Source organism: Mesorhizobium sp. AR02, assembly GCF_024746835.1.
In the GTDB taxonomy this organism is placed as follows: domain Bacteria; phylum Pseudomonadota; class Alphaproteobacteria; order Rhizobiales; family Rhizobiaceae; genus Mesorhizobium.
In genome coordinates this window covers 341,050-357,630 of the sequence record NZ_CP080533.1, presented here as the reverse complement: position 1 = coordinate 357,630, position 16,581 = coordinate 341,050, and the positions used below count along the sequence as shown (strand labels likewise).

General features: G+C 59.6%; 21 protein-coding genes and 1 pseudogene. 6 read left to right on the top strand and 16 right to left on the bottom strand.

The window, feature by feature from the left end:
* Window positions 1-188: 188 nt before the first annotated feature.
* The 4 genes and pseudogenes from DBIPINDM_RS43265 to DBIPINDM_RS43250 all read left to right on the top strand — a co-directional run bounded on the left by DBIPINDM_RS43265 (window position 189) and on the right by DBIPINDM_RS43250 (window position 5,234).
* Window positions 189-596 carry a hypothetical protein gene (locus DBIPINDM_RS43265; RefSeq protein ID WP_258589713.1) on the top strand — a complete coding sequence of 136 codons (408 nt, stop codon included), beginning with the start codon at window positions 189-191 and terminating at the stop codon, window positions 594-596.
* 447 nt (window positions 597-1,043) lie between these two features.
* A complete protein-coding gene (locus DBIPINDM_RS43260; protein WP_258589712.1) occupies window positions 1,044-2,834 on the top strand; it encodes a relaxase/mobilization nuclease domain-containing protein in 1,791 nt (596 codons plus the stop codon).
* A 643-nt stretch (window positions 2,835-3,477) separates the two neighbouring features.
* A pseudogene (locus DBIPINDM_RS43255) lies at window positions 3,478-4,005 on the top strand (IS630 family transposase); the annotation flags it as partial.
* A gap of 1,100 nt (window positions 4,006-5,105) precedes the next feature.
* Window positions 5,106-5,234 (top strand): hypothetical protein, encoded by a 129-nt coding sequence (locus DBIPINDM_RS43250; RefSeq protein ID WP_258589711.1) that lies wholly within the window; start codon window positions 5,106-5,108, stop codon window positions 5,232-5,234.
* A gap of 43 nt (window positions 5,235-5,277) precedes the next feature.
* Here the strand turns inward: DBIPINDM_RS43250 and tnpC are convergent, their stop codons facing one another.
* From tnpC to DBIPINDM_RS43195, 10 genes are all read right to left on the bottom strand, one after another.
* The gene (gene tnpC, locus DBIPINDM_RS43245; RefSeq protein WP_258581801.1) at window positions 5,278-6,849 is read right to left on the bottom strand and encodes an IS66 family transposase; all 1,572 of its coding nucleotides are present in this window, start codon (window positions 6,847-6,849) and stop codon (window positions 5,278-5,280) included.
* Window positions 6,850-6,903: 54 nt separating this feature from the next.
* On the bottom strand, window positions 6,904-7,257 hold the full coding sequence (tnpB, locus tag DBIPINDM_RS43240) for an IS66 family insertion sequence element accessory protein TnpB (protein ID WP_014761846.1): 354 nt from the start codon (window positions 7,255-7,257) through the stop codon (window positions 6,904-6,906).
* On the bottom strand, window positions 7,238-7,711 hold the full coding sequence (gene tnpA / locus DBIPINDM_RS43235; protein WP_258580855.1) for an IS66-like element accessory protein TnpA: 474 nt from the start codon (window positions 7,709-7,711) through the stop codon (window positions 7,238-7,240). Before tnpA ends, tnpB begins: the two co-directional genes overlap by 20 nt.
* Before the next feature lie 391 nt (window positions 7,712-8,102).
* On the bottom strand, window positions 8,103-8,345 hold the full coding sequence (locus tag DBIPINDM_RS43230; protein WP_258589710.1) for a hypothetical protein: 243 nt from the start codon (window positions 8,343-8,345) through the stop codon (window positions 8,103-8,105).
* 254 nt (window positions 8,346-8,599) lie between these two features.
* Window positions 8,600-8,797, bottom strand: a complete 198-nt coding sequence (locus DBIPINDM_RS43225) for a hypothetical protein (RefSeq protein WP_258589709.1) — start codon at window positions 8,795-8,797, stop codon at window positions 8,600-8,602.
* Window positions 8,798-8,808: 11 nt separating this feature from the next.
* Window positions 8,809-9,030: a hypothetical protein gene (locus DBIPINDM_RS43220; protein ID WP_258589708.1), complete on the bottom strand. Its 222-nt coding sequence runs from the start codon at window positions 9,028-9,030 to the stop codon at window positions 8,809-8,811.
* 5 nt (window positions 9,031-9,035) lie between these two features.
* Window positions 9,036-9,512, bottom strand: a complete 477-nt coding sequence (locus DBIPINDM_RS43215; protein WP_258589707.1) for a DUF982 domain-containing protein — start codon at window positions 9,510-9,512, stop codon at window positions 9,036-9,038.
* A 765-nt stretch (window positions 9,513-10,277) separates the two neighbouring features.
* On the bottom strand, window positions 10,278-10,673 hold the full coding sequence (locus tag DBIPINDM_RS43205; RefSeq protein ID WP_258589705.1) for an ArsR/SmtB family transcription factor: 396 nt from the start codon (window positions 10,671-10,673) through the stop codon (window positions 10,278-10,280).
* A 105-nt stretch (window positions 10,674-10,778) separates the two neighbouring features.
* Entirely contained in the window at window positions 10,779-11,375 is a 597-nt protein-coding gene (locus tag DBIPINDM_RS43200; RefSeq protein ID WP_258589704.1) for a hypothetical protein, read from the bottom strand.
* Between the two features lie 293 nt (window positions 11,376-11,668).
* On the bottom strand, window positions 11,669-12,178 hold the full coding sequence (locus tag DBIPINDM_RS43195) for a hypothetical protein (protein ID WP_258589703.1): 510 nt from the start codon (window positions 12,176-12,178) through the stop codon (window positions 11,669-11,671).
* A 442-nt stretch (window positions 12,179-12,620) separates the two neighbouring features.
* Between DBIPINDM_RS43195 and DBIPINDM_RS43190 the strand changes: the two genes are divergently transcribed.
* On the top strand, window positions 12,621-12,842 hold the full coding sequence (locus tag DBIPINDM_RS43190; protein WP_258589702.1) for a hypothetical protein: 222 nt from the start codon (window positions 12,621-12,623) through the stop codon (window positions 12,840-12,842).
* A 176-nt stretch (window positions 12,843-13,018) separates the two neighbouring features.
* On the opposite strand, the gene DBIPINDM_RS43185 is transcribed toward DBIPINDM_RS43190, so the two are convergent.
* The 5 genes from DBIPINDM_RS43185 to DBIPINDM_RS43165 form a co-directional block, all read right to left on the bottom strand.
* Complete coding sequence (locus DBIPINDM_RS43185) at window positions 13,019-13,249, bottom strand: hypothetical protein (protein WP_258589701.1); 231 nt, start codon at window positions 13,247-13,249, stop codon at window positions 13,019-13,021.
* 622 nt (window positions 13,250-13,871) lie between these two features.
* Window positions 13,872-14,135 (bottom strand): hypothetical protein, encoded by a 264-nt coding sequence (locus DBIPINDM_RS43180; RefSeq protein WP_258589700.1) that lies wholly within the window; start codon window positions 14,133-14,135, stop codon window positions 13,872-13,874.
* Window positions 14,136-14,333, bottom strand: coding sequence for a hypothetical protein (locus DBIPINDM_RS43175; RefSeq protein WP_258589699.1), 198 nt, complete (start codon window positions 14,331-14,333; stop codon window positions 14,136-14,138). It abuts the gene before it with no gap.
* A gap of 12 nt (window positions 14,334-14,345) precedes the next feature.
* Window positions 14,346-14,534: a hypothetical protein gene (locus tag DBIPINDM_RS43170; protein ID WP_258589698.1), complete on the bottom strand. Its 189-nt coding sequence runs from the start codon at window positions 14,532-14,534 to the stop codon at window positions 14,346-14,348.
* Complete coding sequence (locus DBIPINDM_RS43165) at window positions 14,531-15,223, bottom strand: SOS response-associated peptidase (RefSeq protein WP_258589697.1); 693 nt, start codon at window positions 15,221-15,223, stop codon at window positions 14,531-14,533. Before DBIPINDM_RS43165 ends, DBIPINDM_RS43170 begins: the two co-directional genes overlap by 4 nt.
* Before the next feature lie 211 nt (window positions 15,224-15,434).
* Between DBIPINDM_RS43165 and DBIPINDM_RS43160 the strand changes: the two genes are divergently transcribed.
* Entirely contained in the window at window positions 15,435-15,680 is a 246-nt protein-coding gene (locus tag DBIPINDM_RS43160; protein WP_258589696.1) for a hypothetical protein, read from the top strand.
* Between the two features lie 403 nt (window positions 15,681-16,083).
* On the opposite strand, the gene DBIPINDM_RS43155 is transcribed toward DBIPINDM_RS43160, so the two are convergent.
* Window positions 16,084-16,281: a DUF6894 family protein gene (locus DBIPINDM_RS43155; RefSeq protein ID WP_258589695.1), complete on the bottom strand. Its 198-nt coding sequence runs from the start codon at window positions 16,279-16,281 to the stop codon at window positions 16,084-16,086.
* Window positions 16,282-16,581 lie beyond the last annotated feature (300 nt).

The following is a 16,581-nucleotide window of genomic DNA, read 5'->3' as shown; positions in this document are numbered from 1 at the left end:
GGGGGGCCTCCTTCCGGCGTTGTCTCCTTGTGTCCATGTTAACATGGAAACAAGTCATCATAGACACATGATGCAAAATCACGGTCGAAACATGGTGACATAGTCGACGGGGAAGACTGGTTTGGCAACCCAGGCGCGCACCGGCGCGGCCCTGGCGGGCCCTTAGCGCCCGCGAGCGGGCTTGAGAGATGGATGCAGACGCCCAGAAAACAGCGGTGAAGAGCGCGTCACGACACTACGGCGAGGTGACGCACATCCGGTTTTCGGCTGACGAACTGGCCAGCCTCAAAGCCATTGCGGGGCGGGACGGCGTAACCGTCAGCGAGGTCGTCCGGCGGCTTGTGCGGGCAGAAGCGGGGCATCTGCCTATCGCATCAGAGGCGTTGCGGCCGGCAATCGTGGAGATGACCGAGCAGCTGCGGCGCGTCGGCATCAATTTCAATCAGGCCGTGCGCCCGATGAACGACGGCCGTGTTGCCCATGATGAGGATCTTGAGCAGGCGCTGATCGCCGTGGGCGACCTCGTGCGGCAGTTTCGTGAGGAACTGAAAACGATGACCGTCGGGTCTCGCAAGGCGAGGGAGGCCAGGCCATGAGCGGTCGTCTTGCTGGCTACGCGGCCGAAATCGAACGCTACCTGCGGGGCGGGTCCGGCGTGAAGTGTGAGGAGTTGGACGACGACAAGTCCGTGACGGGAGCCGGACGCGCGGCCGGTGAATTCCAGGCGATGAAAAGTCACGAGGTGACTGGTGGCGGCGGGCGCCTCGGGCAAGGACAGGCCGGCGCGACGCCAGGTGGGCGTAGGAACGCCCCTCGTTCGTCGCCGGGAGGATTGGGGGCGTCGGGGAGTTCGATGTCCAGCGGGGCTCCAAAGGCTACTACTGCTGCGAGCTCGCACAAGGCCACTAGCGCGCCGATCCTGGTCTATGGCGCCACGCTCGCCGGTTTCCGGCCGGAATGAGGAGGAGGAAGAGTGGAAGCGGCGGGGCGGGGGTGGCGGTCGTAGTACTGACCGCTCTGGGGGTACAGGACGAGCGGCGCGGGTGGGCTATCAGGCGCGGGCCGTCGCGGCACGGGCAGGCTATGCGGCGGGTGCGCAGCCTGCCGTGTTCAAGGTCATGCCCAATCCTCCGTCGACCAGGGAAGCCGCTGCTCGGCTGCTCAATTACATTGGCAAGCGCGAGGACGAAAAAGGCGAGAAACACGACATCGAGATTTTTGACGAGGACGGGCAGGTTCTTGCGACAGGTGCCGCACGAAAAGCGTTTCTGGAGACGTTTTGCGAGACGTTCGAACCACCCCTGGAAAACACCAATTTTATCGAGGTTCGTTTCGAGCTCGCCGGCGAGGTCGCCGATGCCGCCTTGAGCGAGGCGCTGAACAAGGCCTTCGGTGCAAAACCGTTCATCTATGCGCAGGACGGACAGACAGTGCAGGTGTACGCGCATACCGATGAGCGGGCAGGACCGCTCGCCAAGGCGCTTGCCGGCGGGCGGGAGAACTCGCGCAGCAAGGCGCTCGACAAGATCGAGGCGCGCTTGGCTGAAGCCATGGTCGCGGCGGGGGTGGTCGCCAAGGCGGAGGTAACGGCGGCCGTGAGCCGTGAACCCAAAGCGAAATACTTTTTGCAAAAGTTCATCCGTACAAACAAAGACGTCCGCACTGCGAACGGCGAGCCAATTCGGGGCGCGAGGAACCCCGCCAAGGCGGCGGCTTCGGTCTACGAACAATGGCGGCCGCAGTTTTCGGGGCGTGAACGCCGCAATGCCTATCACCTGCTTTTCTCTGCAAGGGCCGGCACCAATGCCAACGCCGTCATGGCCGCGGCGCGCGCCGTGCTCGAGGAGCGAGCGCCAGGATACAAGTTCGTCCTGGCGCATCACAAGGACACCAAGCACGTCCATATCCATGCGATGGTGCAGGCACGGTCAGCCGATGGCGAGCGCCTGAAATTCTACAAGCCGGATCTCGCAGCCTGGCGCGAAACCTTTGCGGAAAAGGCGCGCGAGAACGGCATTGCGATGGTGGCGACGCGGCGCATGGACCATGCGATGACGCGGCCATTCACGAAGGAGCATGCTGGAGCCTATAGCCGCGCCCAGAGCGATCCGCGCTATCAGGTCAGCGCCAGGACAATCGAGCGGGTGGAGGCCAAGCGGCAACGGCGTTTGGATGGGCAATCCCTTGTCGTGAACGGCGATGCAATCGCTGCCGCATGGCAAAAGACTGTGACGACGATGCGGACCGCGGGCGTGGTCGGTCAGGCTCTCACGGCGGCGGAGTCGATCGGCAACAATTTTCTGCAGTTCCGTCGCGATCGGGCAGTGGAGGGGCAACCAGGTCCTGGCGCGGGTCGCGGGACTGATGAATTGGGGCAGAGGTCTTTCCTGTCCCATCCCGGTATGAGAAAATTGAATGCACTGATAGGAGATTTGAACATGGCGCAAACCCCCTTGGAAATGCGGCGTCAGATGGCCCGCGTCAATCAGGCTCTGGACAACATGCGCGAGACGCTGCCGCCGGCGCATCAAGGACAGTTCGAACAGTATCGTGAAGAGGTGAACGACAAGATGCACGACCGTCTCGCGCGGCTGCAATTCGAGCGGCAGCAGCGTCGTGGTGGTGGCAGTGGCGAGCCGATCCCTGAGCGCGAGGCGCGAGGGCGAGACCTTCCAACTCGGGACGATCCCCGCGAGCCGCAGCAGCCGCGCACAGGCACCGAGCAGGAGAAGGTGAGAGCCAAGCAAAAGGACGGCAACAAACAGAAGGCGCGGCAGTCGGAAGAGCAAGACCGTAAGACCCAGCGCTCGAATGATAACGATTACGAGCGCTGAGCAAGGGCCGACCTAGCGTCCTCCCGTGGAGGTCTACCAAAACGACACATTCGTCACAGAACGATCAGGCTGTATGGCAGTAATGCGCCCTCATTCGGTCATTGACGTGGTCTCTGCCGCGACCTCAAAGCTGACATCGCCGGCGATAGTACTGGCAATCTATTTGCTGGCGAACGACAACGAACCAAATGGAGGACGGATGCCCAAGGTCAAACGTGAGAGCGCTCTCGACAAGGAGCGCGCCAAAACAGAGAAGCTCCTCAAAAAAGTTGGATACACAGCCTTGAAGGAGGCCGGTGTGGTATCCAAGCGACCCGACCTCCCAAATCTAAAGTTGAAAAACGAGGGAAGTAGCGCGGCCACTCACTCCGGACAGCAATGCGCCTCATGTCGGCCGAAAAACGGTGAGTGTCTTAACTCCTGAAAGCCGACCTAACGACTTAAAGGGCCCTAGCCGGGACGCTGAAGCTACCTAACGGCCCGTGCCGATCGAACTTTCCGGCAGGACATCGATAGGGGCCCCTGCCAGCGTCGGCCGCTTCCTGCATCGCGAGGGCAAGAGTTTTAAAAAACCGTTCTGCCGGCCGAGCAGCTCAAGCCGAAGCTGATGCGTCGGCGGGCGCAATGGATGCGCTATCAGACCCGCATTGACCCAACGCGCCTAGTCTTCCTGGATGAAACGTGGGTCAAGACCAACATGGCGCCGTTGCGCGGCTGGGGTGTGCGCGGCAAGCGGCTGATGGCTCACGCGCCATATGGTCATTGGAAGACGATGACCTTCATCGCCGCGCTGCGGCATGATCGGGTAGAGGCGCCTTGGGTCATTGACGGACCCATCAATGCGCAGACCTTCCGTGTCTATGTCGAAACCGAACTCATTAAGACACTGAAGCCGGGCGACATTGTCATTCTCGACAATCTCGGGTCTCACAAGGGCCAAGCCGTCCGCGACATCGTCAGGGCCGCCGGAGCGCGGCTCTTCTTCCTGCCGCCCTACAGTCCAGATCTCAATCCAATCGAGAAGCTCTTCGCCAAGCTCAAGCACTGCATGCGACGTGCCGCCAAACGAAGCATCCAGGCCGTACACAACGCTATCGCCCGCACCCTCGACATCGTCACCTCAAATGAATGCAACAACTACATCGAAAGCGCGGGCTATAAGTCAACCTAAATGCGAACCGCTCTAGTGTTGGACCAGCCCGCTGCCAGGCTTAGGGAGCTCTTAAGGCAACGGGCTGTTGGGTGTTTTTGCAACACCCTCCTATTAGGAACAGCGACGGGCATCGCCGCTCCGACTAAGCCTACGAAACAATGCCCAAACTTGCGACTTACCGATTCGTAAGGGCGCATGAGGACGCGCCTTTGCGGGGCGTGGATCAATGGTGCGTCCTCACCCGATAGCGCCGTCTCACTTCACCCAGCGGCTCCCCGTCCCCTGCGAACTGGCACAGAACCGCTGATGCCGCTTCCGCGATCACACCATAACGCTGCCCCGATAAATCGGTCATCTATGCAGCGCGGCGGATCTGTTTCCGCCTGGCCGGCGCCCTTTACCCCAACGCCCCCCGCCCAACGAGGCGCCGGCCACCTTTCCAACACGCATCGGCCGAGGGCTAAAAGTCGAACAGATTGTCCGTCACTTCGTCGAGCAAATCAGGCGTGTTGTTTCGCGGGTTGCCGCCCGTCCTGTTGCCTTCATCACAATGCACGGCGACACGCGTGAGCCTCCGTGGGACACCTTCTCGCATGGAAAGAGCAGTAGGCCTTTACCGATGCCCAGGAAGTCCGCCCTTTGCCTGCATCCTGGAGAGCGGCAAATGCAGCTATATCGGCCAGGACGCCTACCGTTCCGGCAACCACAAGCCGGACTTTGACGCATTGCCGTGGGAAGCCGAATACAGGGCCACAAAACAAAAGGCCTAAGAGAAAACCCGCCGGGCGAAGACCCCAACCACCTCAAGCCCGGCGAGCCTACTACCTGATCAGGTACGCGATCAGGGCCGGGATCAACCGGCACACTGTCCGACGCAAGAGCAATGCCAGAACGCCCGTCCCAAAATGGGACGATACCGGGGGAAAACGCCAGCGCAGGGTTATGTTGCAGACTTGCTAATATTACGGTCGCGCTGGTCGGCTCGCCGCGGATGAGTCGGCTAGGCCCGGCGGCCAGTCAACACAACACCCCAACGACGACTGCCGGGCCGCTTCGTTATTTGTGGTCGACGAAATATCGCCTTTGCGCTAAATTGGTCGCAACCAGGGGTGGGGTTCATGACCAAAAAGCAGCCGAAGCGCGAAGTCGTCGAGGTTCATGAGGATGCGGTTTTTGCCGTGGAAAACGGCATCACTCTTGAACAACTGCGCGATCTGATCGTAAGCGCTCATTTCCCCGCACATTGACGGCCCTTGCAACAACTGATCGCTTTCAGACGGACGCGTCGGGTCAGGCTGCGGCGGCTTTGAGGAAGTTGAAGGGCAGGAGATCGTCGATAGCCACGTTCTCGGGGCGCTGAGGCAGTTCAGTGAGGACGTGGCGCAACCACGCTAACGGCTCGACGCCACAGGCGCGGCAGGTTAACATCAGGCTGTAGACGATGGCGCTGGCCTTGGCTCCGTCGACAGTATCGCTGAACAACCAACTCTTCCTGCCAGTTGCAAAAATCCTGATGTCGCGCTCCAGAAGATTGTTGTCGATCGGCATGCTGCCGTCCTCGGTGTAACGCGTCAGATATCCCCATTGGTTCAGGGTGTAGGAGACGGCGTCGCCGAGCTTGCTGTCCGGCAAGACTTTTGGGGCGATGTCGTCGAGCCATGCCTTGAGAGCATGGAGGATGGGGACACTATGTTGCTGGCGGAAGCGGCGAATGCAGTGATCTCGCGTTTCGCCGTCATCGGGGATTTCGTTCCGCGCCTGCCTTTCAACTCGGTAGAGCTGTTCGAAGAACCGGAGTGCCTGTTCCGGCGGCCCGCCGCCTTTCTTCCTCGCCTTTAGGGCATCGACGAAGCGCCGCCTGGAATGGGCCATGCATCCAAGATGCGTTGCCCCTTCCAGCGTGCGCCAGGCGGAATAGCCGTCGCTCATCACGATGCCGCGGTAATCGCCGAGGAAGGCCTGCGGGTGTATCTGGCCGCGGCCCGGCTGATATTCGAGCAGCACGATCGGCTCGTCACTGTCCTGGCCGCTCCGGTATGCCCACATGTACGAGGTGCTGGCGGCCTCTCTGTCCATTTCCTTCAGCACCTGGACCGTGGTCTCGTCACCATGGATGAGGGGCTGCGATCTGAGCCGCAGCTTCAGCGCGTCATAGATGCGGGAGAGATGCTTTTCGCTCGAGCCGATCACCCAGTGGCCCAGAGCGCCTCGGCTGACAGGAACGCCGGCGCGCTCGAATGCCTGCGCCAGGCGGTAGAGCGGTGTGCCGTCGACATACTTATGAACGAGCGCGAAGGCCAGCGTCGAGGCCGTAGCGATGCTGCCCGGCAAAGGTTGCGTGGGCATCGGCGCGGTCACGACCGGCGTGCTGATCCCGGTGCGGTCGCAATGACGGCAAGCATATTTGAACCGCACATTCTGCAGGACCTTCGCCTTCACCTCGATATGAAGTTGCTCGGTAACGGTCTCGCCCATGCGATGCATCTGGTGACGGCAGCAAGGACAAGCCTTCTGGGCGTCGGGAAGGTCATACTCGACACGCTCGCGCGGCAGGTTTTCCGGCAAGGCCTTGCGGCCGCGCTTCTTTCCCGTCGCCCCTTCGCTCGCCGGCAAGCCCGTGTCCGGCAGGACAACGACATCGCCATCTTCGTTGTCGGCGGCGTCCTCATCCGCGGCCTGTTCGGCTTCATTGAAGAGGCGGTCAATGTGTTTTTCACTGCGCGGCGCAAAACGATGCAGTCGTGCAAGCGCCAGCTCTTCCTCGAGTTTGACGACGCGTTCGGTGAGTTGACGGTTCTCCGCCCGAAGCGCAGCAATACGCGCCATCAACTCTTCAACAGTCGGTTCGCCGGGTCGATTCATCAGATTCTTGAATCGAAAGCATGCCGGCGCGTCAATCGCTCAATTCGAGAGCCCTCAACCGGCAACCTGATATTGCCGCACCGGATGGCGGACCATCGCATCGATATCGATGCCGTCGAGGATCCAGTGCAATTGCTCGGTCGTAAGCGTGACCACCGCTGCCTCCCGGCGCGGCCACCGGAACTTGTCCTCGGTCAGCCGCTTCAGGACCAGCACGAAGCCGGACCGGTCAAAGAACAAGAGCTTCATCCGGTCGCGACGGCGATTGCAGAAGGCAAAAACCGCTGGAGCAAACGGATCGAGCGCCATCGTCTCTTGGACCAGAACCGCAAGGCTGTTGATGCCGGCCCGGAAGTCGATCGGCTCGCGGTGCAGGTAGACTTTCAGGTCAGCGCCCAGTCTGAACATGACCCAGTGCTCCGATGGTCGCCGTCAATGCATCCACATCACCGCATTCCAGCGTCAACTTCACGCCGTTCGGCAGTGACGCGCTCACCTTGGCTGGAGAGGAAAAAAGCGCAGCCCTTTTGGCTTCCGACCCATGCACTTCATCACAGGTCGCCGGCAAATCCACCGCAGCCATGCTGCTCTGTCGCAGCAAGACCCGATCGGAAGTGCTTTCAATCTGAACCGGGATGAACGCCGGTGATGAGGACGGCGGGAGGGACTGGGTCTCAGTGCGCTTCTTTATCCACTTCCGAAGAAGGTTCGCATTGACCCCATGTTCGAGCGCAAGCCTCGATACCGACACGCCAGGCTCAAGGCAGGCCGAGACAAGACGGTCCTTCGATGCAGGGTCGTATCGGCGTCGCCCGTTCCGACCAACAAGCCTTACCTGCAATTTCTGATCATCTTCTTCCATCACAAGGTGTCCACCTATTTGGGTGGACACCTCATGCATCAGAGCACTCAACAGCAAAAGGTGCGGGGAAATTCGCGCTTACATCTGATCAGGGTACTTGGCAATGATCGCGAGACATTAGTCGAAGCGGTGCTGGCGTTGCGAAACATACGGTAGGGGCCGTCTGGCCCTACCGCCTGAAATCACCGCGTGACGCTCGCCGTCCTCTGTCCAAGGAATTTAGGAAGTCGGCCAGGTCGATAGCCTGCAGAAGCGACATTCCTTCTAGCGCCAGCGCGCCGCGCTCATAAGGAAGGCCCGTGAATACGTCGACGACAGCCCACGATCCGTCGTGTTCTTCTTTGATGTCGTAGCGCCGCGTGGCAATCGGGCAAGGCTAGCACGCACGCGGTTAGGTTCCGATATGCTTTTGCGCAGGTCCCGTAAGGTTCCATCGAATGAACGGAGCATCCCTGCCGGTGACCACGACGATCGATTTCAACAGCGCTTCGTGGGCGGACTGAAGGGCACGGTAATGAGCGCTGCTTGGCGACAGCAGCGGTTGTACGATGCTTTTGTGTAGCGCCTGCGCAGCCACCAGGAAGCGGTCAATCTCTTCTTGAGAGAGTTCCTTTGAAAGTTTCGTCCTAGCCATAGCGACACCTTTTGAGAGTCGCCCCACCCAACGACAATATTCCTACTGCTGCACTGACAGTCAATAAAAAAGCCCGCCGCCGAGGGTGGCGTCGGGCTAAAGCATTGGGACAGGGCCATGGAGATGGCCACATGGCGATGATGCGCTTGGTCCGTGAGGGAGACCTTAATTACACCCTGACAGTTTTATGGGGTGCGTCGAATCTGTGCATAAACCATCACATCTCGGAACGGACTGGGAACGAGTCAACCCGTTCAGCCGCCGTCGCGTCGATGCAACGCCTCGAAGATGACTTCGAAAACGCTCCGGACCTCTTCATTGATCTCGTCAGGCTTGATCCCTGCTTCCTGGGCGGCTTTCATCATTTGATCTGCCAAGCCGCTGGCGGCGATTGGGTCGCCTGGGCTGGCAATCGGCAAATGTTCCGCCACCCAATTGTTGAGGAAGTCCATCCAACGGGCGCTCATTCGGGCAGTCCCGGGTCGTAGTGCACGATAGCATCGAGGAGCGTGCGGTAGAGGCTGTCGACTTCCTCATCTATCTCTATGCGCTTGATACCGATCGCTCCGGCGTCGGCCAACAGCTGGTTGGTAAGCTCGTCAACTGAGATGACATCAGCTTTCGTCGTCTCAGGGACGTTGGTGGCGATCCATTGATCCAGGAAGTTTATGCCGCGTGTGCTCATTTGGCCTAATGTTGCCCCTTCAATAGCCTGGCCTCGCGGAGCAGCGAAGATCGGTCTGTGCCAACCACGTTGATGAGTTCTCTGGCCTGCGCCTCGGTAATTCCCGTCTCGCGCGCGAGGAACCGGACAAGAAAGGCCTCCTCTTCTTCCATCCGCGCCCGGTTCTTCCGCTTACCGTTTCCAGCTGAGTTTAGATTTGATGGAGTTCTACGCGTTGCCTGTGGCCTTGGTTCAGATTGCAAGACCACCATGCCGGCTTCTTGTACCGCAGCGAGAAAGGCCTGGCGGGCCATTTCGATCTCTTCTGAGGTATTGATCTGACCTGTACAGGCTTGCAGTGCAGCTCGGTAGAGCGTCCCGTGCTCGGCGGGCCATCGCTCCATCATAAAAATCGCCGCCTCAGACACGCTGACGATTGTGCGATACGCGCCCGGCGTCGCCGCCTCAATGATCACGGGTTCCCCAAAGAACGGATCGCGCATGCCTTGGCCCTCGATGTCCAAGCGAACGAAGGAAACGACAACTCGTTCCATCCCTGCCGCGCGTGCTCACGTTTCGTCCTCCTTCAGTATTCGCGCTTCCCGCACAATCGACGAACGTTCGTAGCCGACCATGGAGATCAGTTACCGAACTTGGTCCTCTCTAATGCCGGTCTGGCGCGCCATCATCGCGGGCTAGGCGCTCAGCCTCGATCATCAGTTTCGATTCGCGATCAGCACGAAGGTAGTGCGGTTGTAGGCTCTACTCACTCTTCGCGGGAATCCTGCAGCGAGGCGTGACGCAAATCTTCCTCGCCCCTTAGGTGCTTTACACGGCCGATCAGCCCGGCTTGACCCATTGCGTGGCCGGCCGCTTCATGCCCTTCGGTGCCGTCCCTACGTGCTGTTGGACGCGCTCCCAAAGGCGTTCGCGCATTTCCCGGTTCAATGTGACGAACGCGCTCCAGACATAACGCCCGGTGCCACGCTACGAAGAGCCTGGCCATGAGCCGCTCGAGCCGGAGCCCGAGGCAAAGGTCATTGAGTTCCCACGACGGAAACGAAAAAAAGCCCGCCGGCAGGAGCCAGCGGGCCTTTTTTGAAATGACCGATTGTCAGGCCACCGGTCCAGAAATAACCACCACCTGAGCCGTCACGGACCCCAAGCGATCACGCTTGGTCAGAACAGGCTTTTCGTATTTCTTCTTCATAATGGGGTGTCCTCGCTCTTTCCCTCGAATCAAAATTGCCTTGCGCCTGCGCCCCTTGTCAACCTCCAGCGCCTGTCGATGCATTGGGAACCTTGTCATCATTGGCAAAATCGTCGAGCAGCCTGATGATAGTTTTTGCTTCTTCCGACTTGCAGGAATAGTACCGCCGGGCGCCTTCGGTGCGGCATTCGAGAATCCCTTGTGCAATCAGAAGGCTTAGATGCTGGGACAAGGCGGGTCGGCTGAGGCCCACTCGGGAGGCAAGGTCTCCCATCGTTGTTTCGCGGTCCATCAAATGAACGATGGTCAACAGGCGCTTGCCGTTACCCAAGACGGCAAGCAACCGCGCCGCGACGGCTGCCTGGCTTCGTAAGCTTTGGCGCTTGATCGGCGGCTGCCCAAGGGCGGGGTCGGCCTTGATCTCCTGAAGTCTCTGTCTGAGGTATGATACCATGATGCCAAACCCCCGTGTGACGCCTCGTCTCAATGCCTGACCAGATAGCACGTTTGAAATGAAAAAGCCCGCCACCTTTCGGCAGCGGGCTTGCGGTCAGCCGCCTCAACGGCGCGCGATTAGCAGACACAGCTGACGCAGGTCTCGGTCATAGCTTCCTGAGCTCGCAAGGATATCTGCGCAGCGCTTCTTCATGCGAGCAACCTGGCTATCCGACATCTGGGCGACAACGCCCGGCAGGTGGGGATTGCTGGTGTTTGACGGATTGGATGGATTCCCTGGATCGACAGCGCCGACCCCAAGGCCAACTCCTAAGCCGACACCAGTCGTTCCCCCGACTGTAGCACCCAGACCGGCGTTCACGCCGTTCGTGCCACCAATGTTGGCTCCGGCGCCCGCGTTGACGCCGCTGGCTCCGCCAACGGAAGCGCCAAGTCCGGCACTGACGCCGTTCGACCCGCCCACATTTGCGCCGGCACCAGCATTGACACCGCCGCTGCCGCCTACGGAAGCACCTGCACCCGCATTAACGCCACCGCCTCCACCAATCGAAGCGCCAGCGCCCGCGTTGATGCCGCCGCCACCACCAACCGATGCGCCTGCCCCGACGCCAATGCCCGCTGTGTGAGCCGGGAAAGACAATGCAATAGCCAACACACTGCCGGCCAAAGTCTTGGCAAGACTTCTATTGAGGGAATACATGCGATTCTCCTTGTTGCCTAACAGTCGTCAATGACTGCACAGGAGCAACTTGCGAGCGGCATGTTAGACCCATCTTATAAAACCTTATCCACGAAGATGGCTTGCAAGGCGTCACTGAAACGGAATCAATTTGAACCAGCCGCGTCAGGAAAAGGCCCGCCACTCCGAGGAGAGCAGCGGCCAAGCACGGAGTAGCTGGAATCAGACAGGATGGGTCAACGAGCGGCGGAGAGGTTGGTTGCGAAACCGTAGATACATGGGCGCCAGCGCGCGTTCCCCGCTGTCCTGGCTGCTCAGGCCGCACGCTTCTCGCCTTCGCTGATCCTCGCCTTCCGCATCTTGCCGGGGCCAGCGACCTTGAAGGTGGCACCAGCCGGCCGGAGTTGCCTGGCGTAGAGATAAATCATGCCCGCAAGCGCGTGGCGCTGGTGGACCACGCCCCTTAGTTCGTTCACCATGGCCATCATCGGCCCCAAGGGCAGCTCGTCGAACATCTCCAGCAGCGCCGTGGTCTTTCCCTCGACCAGATCAGGACAGGCCCGCAACAGGTCGCTAATGGCCCATAGGGAAGTTTCGTCGATTAGGGCGTTGTTGCCCTTGCCTTCAGCCAGAACGCACAGCACGAGCCGCGCATGTTCTACGCCATGGCGATCGATGATCCGCCGAATTGTGCCCACTGCACGTGTTTCGCCGGGCTGTGGGTAAAGGTGCGAGCCGACGATCCGAACGGCGAATTCGTCGCAGAGCGCCTTCACGCGCGGATCCGCAATCGTGCCGCGGGAGGTACCCATCCGTGCCAACATACTGCGCCTCACTATTGATAATTCGGGGATATTTGCACTAAATGCGATCTTCGCGCAAGGATATTGCGCGCGTAGACAGGGTGGGGGGCGGCACCGCGACACAAACGAAGTCGACAAATTCCACTATTTTACTGTATCCGGCATGTTCTTTTCAGGTGAACAGCTCATAGCGTAGGGACCGCCAAAAATCATCCCGAGCCTTTTTATGGGGTCGCATAATTCGAGATCCTGCGATCAATCGCGTCCCTTTTGCGGGCCATCACGAACGGTTCAAACCTTGACATTACTTGACAGGCGAGGCTGCCTTGGCCGGCGGGGACGCGAGAGGTGCTGGCGTGGCTTTGTTGAAGACAGTGGAACATTGAAGCGCGGGCTTCATCCTTATTGATGATGCTGTGTTTCGGCTGGCAGTTGTACGCTCTCGTAAGGTGGGGACGGTGCCATGCGAGAATTACCATTCGACATCGATGCAGATGCCGTGATTGAAGTCGGCCGATATCTGGATGATCACGCGAAGACCACCGCAGTTTCGATATCTGAAGCGCTCCGTGTAATCAGGCGTCGCGTCAACAAATCGCACGTCGGCGACAGCGGTTTGGAGGAACTGATCTTAGAAAGCGCCGCAACCAGAAAGCTTGCTCTCTTGTTGGACAATCACAATTAAGGGCCGAGTCAGGCGTAGGCGGGCGCCAGGACGCGCGGAGCGCTTCGGCGGCGTAGGACAGCGGCCGGCGGGAACGCGCGCTGGCGAGGCTTCCTGCGGCCCGGCAGTCCGTTGGGGTGTGTTCGACTGACGGCCGGGCCTAGCCGGCTTGGGGGCTTCCCTTGGTGGCAAGCCGGCTATTGCTTTCGTCGGCCCACGCTCATCGTCAGGGGCGGCGTCGGCGCCACAGGGAAGTAGGGTGCTGATCGGCCTTTTAAACCCTGCGCAGCTTTAATCACGGCCTTGCGGCTGTTACCGTGTTTTAGGATCAACTCCCAGACCAGGTCCGCAGGCAAGCCGTTCTCCGGAGCGAAACATTCGACCTGATGGTCGTGAATAGCATCATGCCAGGGCTTATTGCCGCCCATTTGAGCCTCCGCTCTAGGCGCCGCATGGCAAAGATATGCGCTCCTGCTAATGTATGCGAAACATGTGAACGAAGGACGTAAGGCCCTGGCTATGGCAAAGAGATCGGCGACAAAGTTCGGATCCAAGAGATCACGTAGGTCAAGGAACCGAAGGGTTGACAAAAACCAGCGCTTCCAACAGTTTCCACTCTGAGGGAACAACGCGGGGACACACCATGAAGAAGACATACGAAAAGCCGGTGCTGACCAAGCGTGAACGTCTGCCGTCGATTACCGCGCTCGTTCCAATCTCAGCGGTAGGCAAGTAACGGCTGGTCGCCTTCCTCTCAAGGCCCCAAAGTCCCCACACCTGCCTGCCCCTACGTGGTGCGGGGGCTGATGTCAGGGTGCGTTCTGAAGCCCGCTACCACGACATCCACTGCAGATGACCGTCGATCCTTTACAACCCTGGCGGTGGACTCCGTGAGGGCAGCAAGTGCCGTTCGAAGCCCGCCATTTATCGCAACTGAAAACCTTGCCTGCACCGAGACACTGCCGACATTGGTGCTTCCTAAATTCCGACAATTGCTACCCGCCGCCCCTTTAGAACGGCAAGAACGCGCTAGCCGAATTTTAGTTTCAGCTACTCCATGTCCGGTACATCGCCATTGGCGAAAAGCACGCTCGGCGGTCCATACTCGCCGAGCGCTGGATCGGCATCGCGGCTCCAAGCTATGACGCCGACATGTCGCCCAGCAAGCGCCTTGGCCGTGCGGATGGCCCGCTCTTCGCTCTGCTGATCAGTCGGACCATAGGCCGTGAACAGCTCGCCATCATCGCAACGATCGAACGCAACGACTACGATCAGCTTCGGTTTCTTTTGGCCGGGAAGGATGTGATCCGACATTCAGTGCGTCTTACCGGAGCGGAGCTCCAGTTCGATCTTGTTGAGCGCCTTGGTCAGAACTTCGACCGCCTGCAAATTGATGGCGAAGTCGAAGTTACCTTCTGCCGTCTCGAATATCAGAACTCCCAACTTGGACTCGTCGTCAATCAACATGCCCATCCCAATGCCGGTCGGCATGTACGGAGGTCTATCTGGCATGGTCTTCCTCCTTCAAAGGTGCCGATCGCCATGCTCGCGATGTTCGAAGCAATACCAATGCGATGGCTTTCTCGGCCGGGCAAAACCAAACGGTGCGCGCTTGGCGCATCGAGAAAACTCGCAGACGTGATTTTCGATCCTGGCGCGCTCGTGCGGAACTGCTGTCATGCCCTCGGCAAGCTTGATCGGTTCGTCGCTCATAGCGGCTTGATCGGCTCAATGAGCCCGGCATGATCGTTGGGCTGCTTGTTGATGGCGGCCGCGTTGACGTCGCGGCCAACCCGGTAGAACTGCAACTGCCCGTCGATGTCGTGGCTGAGGATGTCCTTCAGGTCGCCAGTTGGCGTCTTAGGATCGAGCCAAGCGTCGTAGTACGCCGGATCAAGGATAAGCGGCTGGCGGTCATGGATTTCATTGACGGGTGCCGCTGATGGCTCGGTTATGATCGTGCAGCTTGTCACATCCAGGTTCGAGTTGTAGGCCCAGAGGCCAGCAAATGAGAACGGTGCATGGCCAGGCTGGAAAAAGTGCCACGGGTCTCGCTTCTTGTCGGCTGGTGATATTGTCCACTCATAATATCCGTCGGCCGGGATGAGACAGCGCTTTGACTTGAAGGCGTCACGGAAGGCGGGTGTCGTGTCGACGCCCTCGATACGGGCATTGAACATCGCAGCCTTTGGCATTTCCTTGGCCCAGAACGGCACCAGCCACCAGCGGCCCGATCGGACCTTGTGGTTGCCGTCTTCGGCGGCCGTGATGAACGGCACCTCATCTGTCGGCGCGATGTTGTAGCGCGGCGCGTCGTTGCGACCGACATCTGCGGGCGCTGTCAGACGATACAGTCGGTGGATTTCCGACCATGTCAGATATCGGGTGTAGCGACCGCACATATCTTGCCGGGTAACTCATTCCAACCGGCAGGGGCCGGACATAGCTAAAGACCCGGGACGCTGGATCATAGGCTAATTTGGCCTCAGCACCACGAGGGGTTTCAACCACCACCCTGATCAGGCCACCCGTTGTCGTTGGCAGCTTTAGAAAGTCGCGCATTAAAAGGCCTCGCAAATTGTGAGCCGGCTCTGGAACTTCGGGAGGTCAAGAATGTTCCGAGCGGGCAGCCGCCAGGAGAATCCAGGGATGACAAAAACTGCTCTCCATATGCTCAAGGGCGTGGGCTATGTGATTTCAACTGTAAGCGTTGTCCTGCTCGCCATCGTGAGCTGGAAGAGCGCTTCGCAAAGCCCACTACTGATCGCCTGTCTGCTCGTCGGCGCCACCGCATCAATTGCTGGCATGTTATGTCGATGGCTCACGTACGAAATCGAAAAGCGTCGGGAAGGGAAATAGATGCCGTCAGGACCGGTCTGCGTTGATCGGGAATACGCCGTCCGTAGCTGGAATGATCGTCACAATTCCACGCTAGACACGCGTCCTTCACGGACGACCGCCGGCCTTCAGCTCGTCAGGCTGGCTATAGAACAGGTTTGTCCCCCTGGGGTGCTGCCAAGCGAAGAAACGTCACTGGGCTTTATGGGCCCGGAACCGGTCCACTAGGCTGAAGCGCTGGCTAGAACAATCATTGAAACCGTGGAAGCTCGTTGGATGGGCACCGTCTTGGTCAAATCGCGCCACGGCGGTCCGAGATTGACCGGAACCTTGGAAAGCCCATCCCCGTAAACATGGCTGTCTGGTGAGGAGGACGAGCCTGGAAGCCTTCGCTCAGCGACAACGTTGAAGTGCAATGCGACTTCTAAGATCCCGGAGCCAGCATCGTCGCGGACTTTATCGAGAGCTGATGATGATCACCGTCCGGCAGGCTTTCTCTGATCATATCCATCAGAGCCGAGATGGCTTCCTTCTTCGCCTCGGCGAAATCCTTGCAATCTGTTCCTTGGTCATCGTGAAACACCTGACCGTTGTCGTCGACGTCGAAGTAATAGAGAGCCATGGGACCTCCCGTATGCTCGGTACGGATGGCCCGCGCCTTCCCATCCTGCGCGGGCCGACCAAGTCAGCTTTGGTCAGCGGTGGCCGCTGAAGCACCGACCGCCTGGTCATCAACAAACCGACTGTTTCTAAGTTCCGATCGACTGGGAAAGCCCGCCCAGCGTGCGCCGAGACAGGCTGAAAGTCGTCATGGGTGGTATGGAGTGGGCCCGCCTCGACTCGGGGGGCAAAGCGGGCCCCGCCAAGCCTTGCGGGATCTTGACCAGCAGCTACGCTGCCGTCCCTGAAACCAACCGGAGCA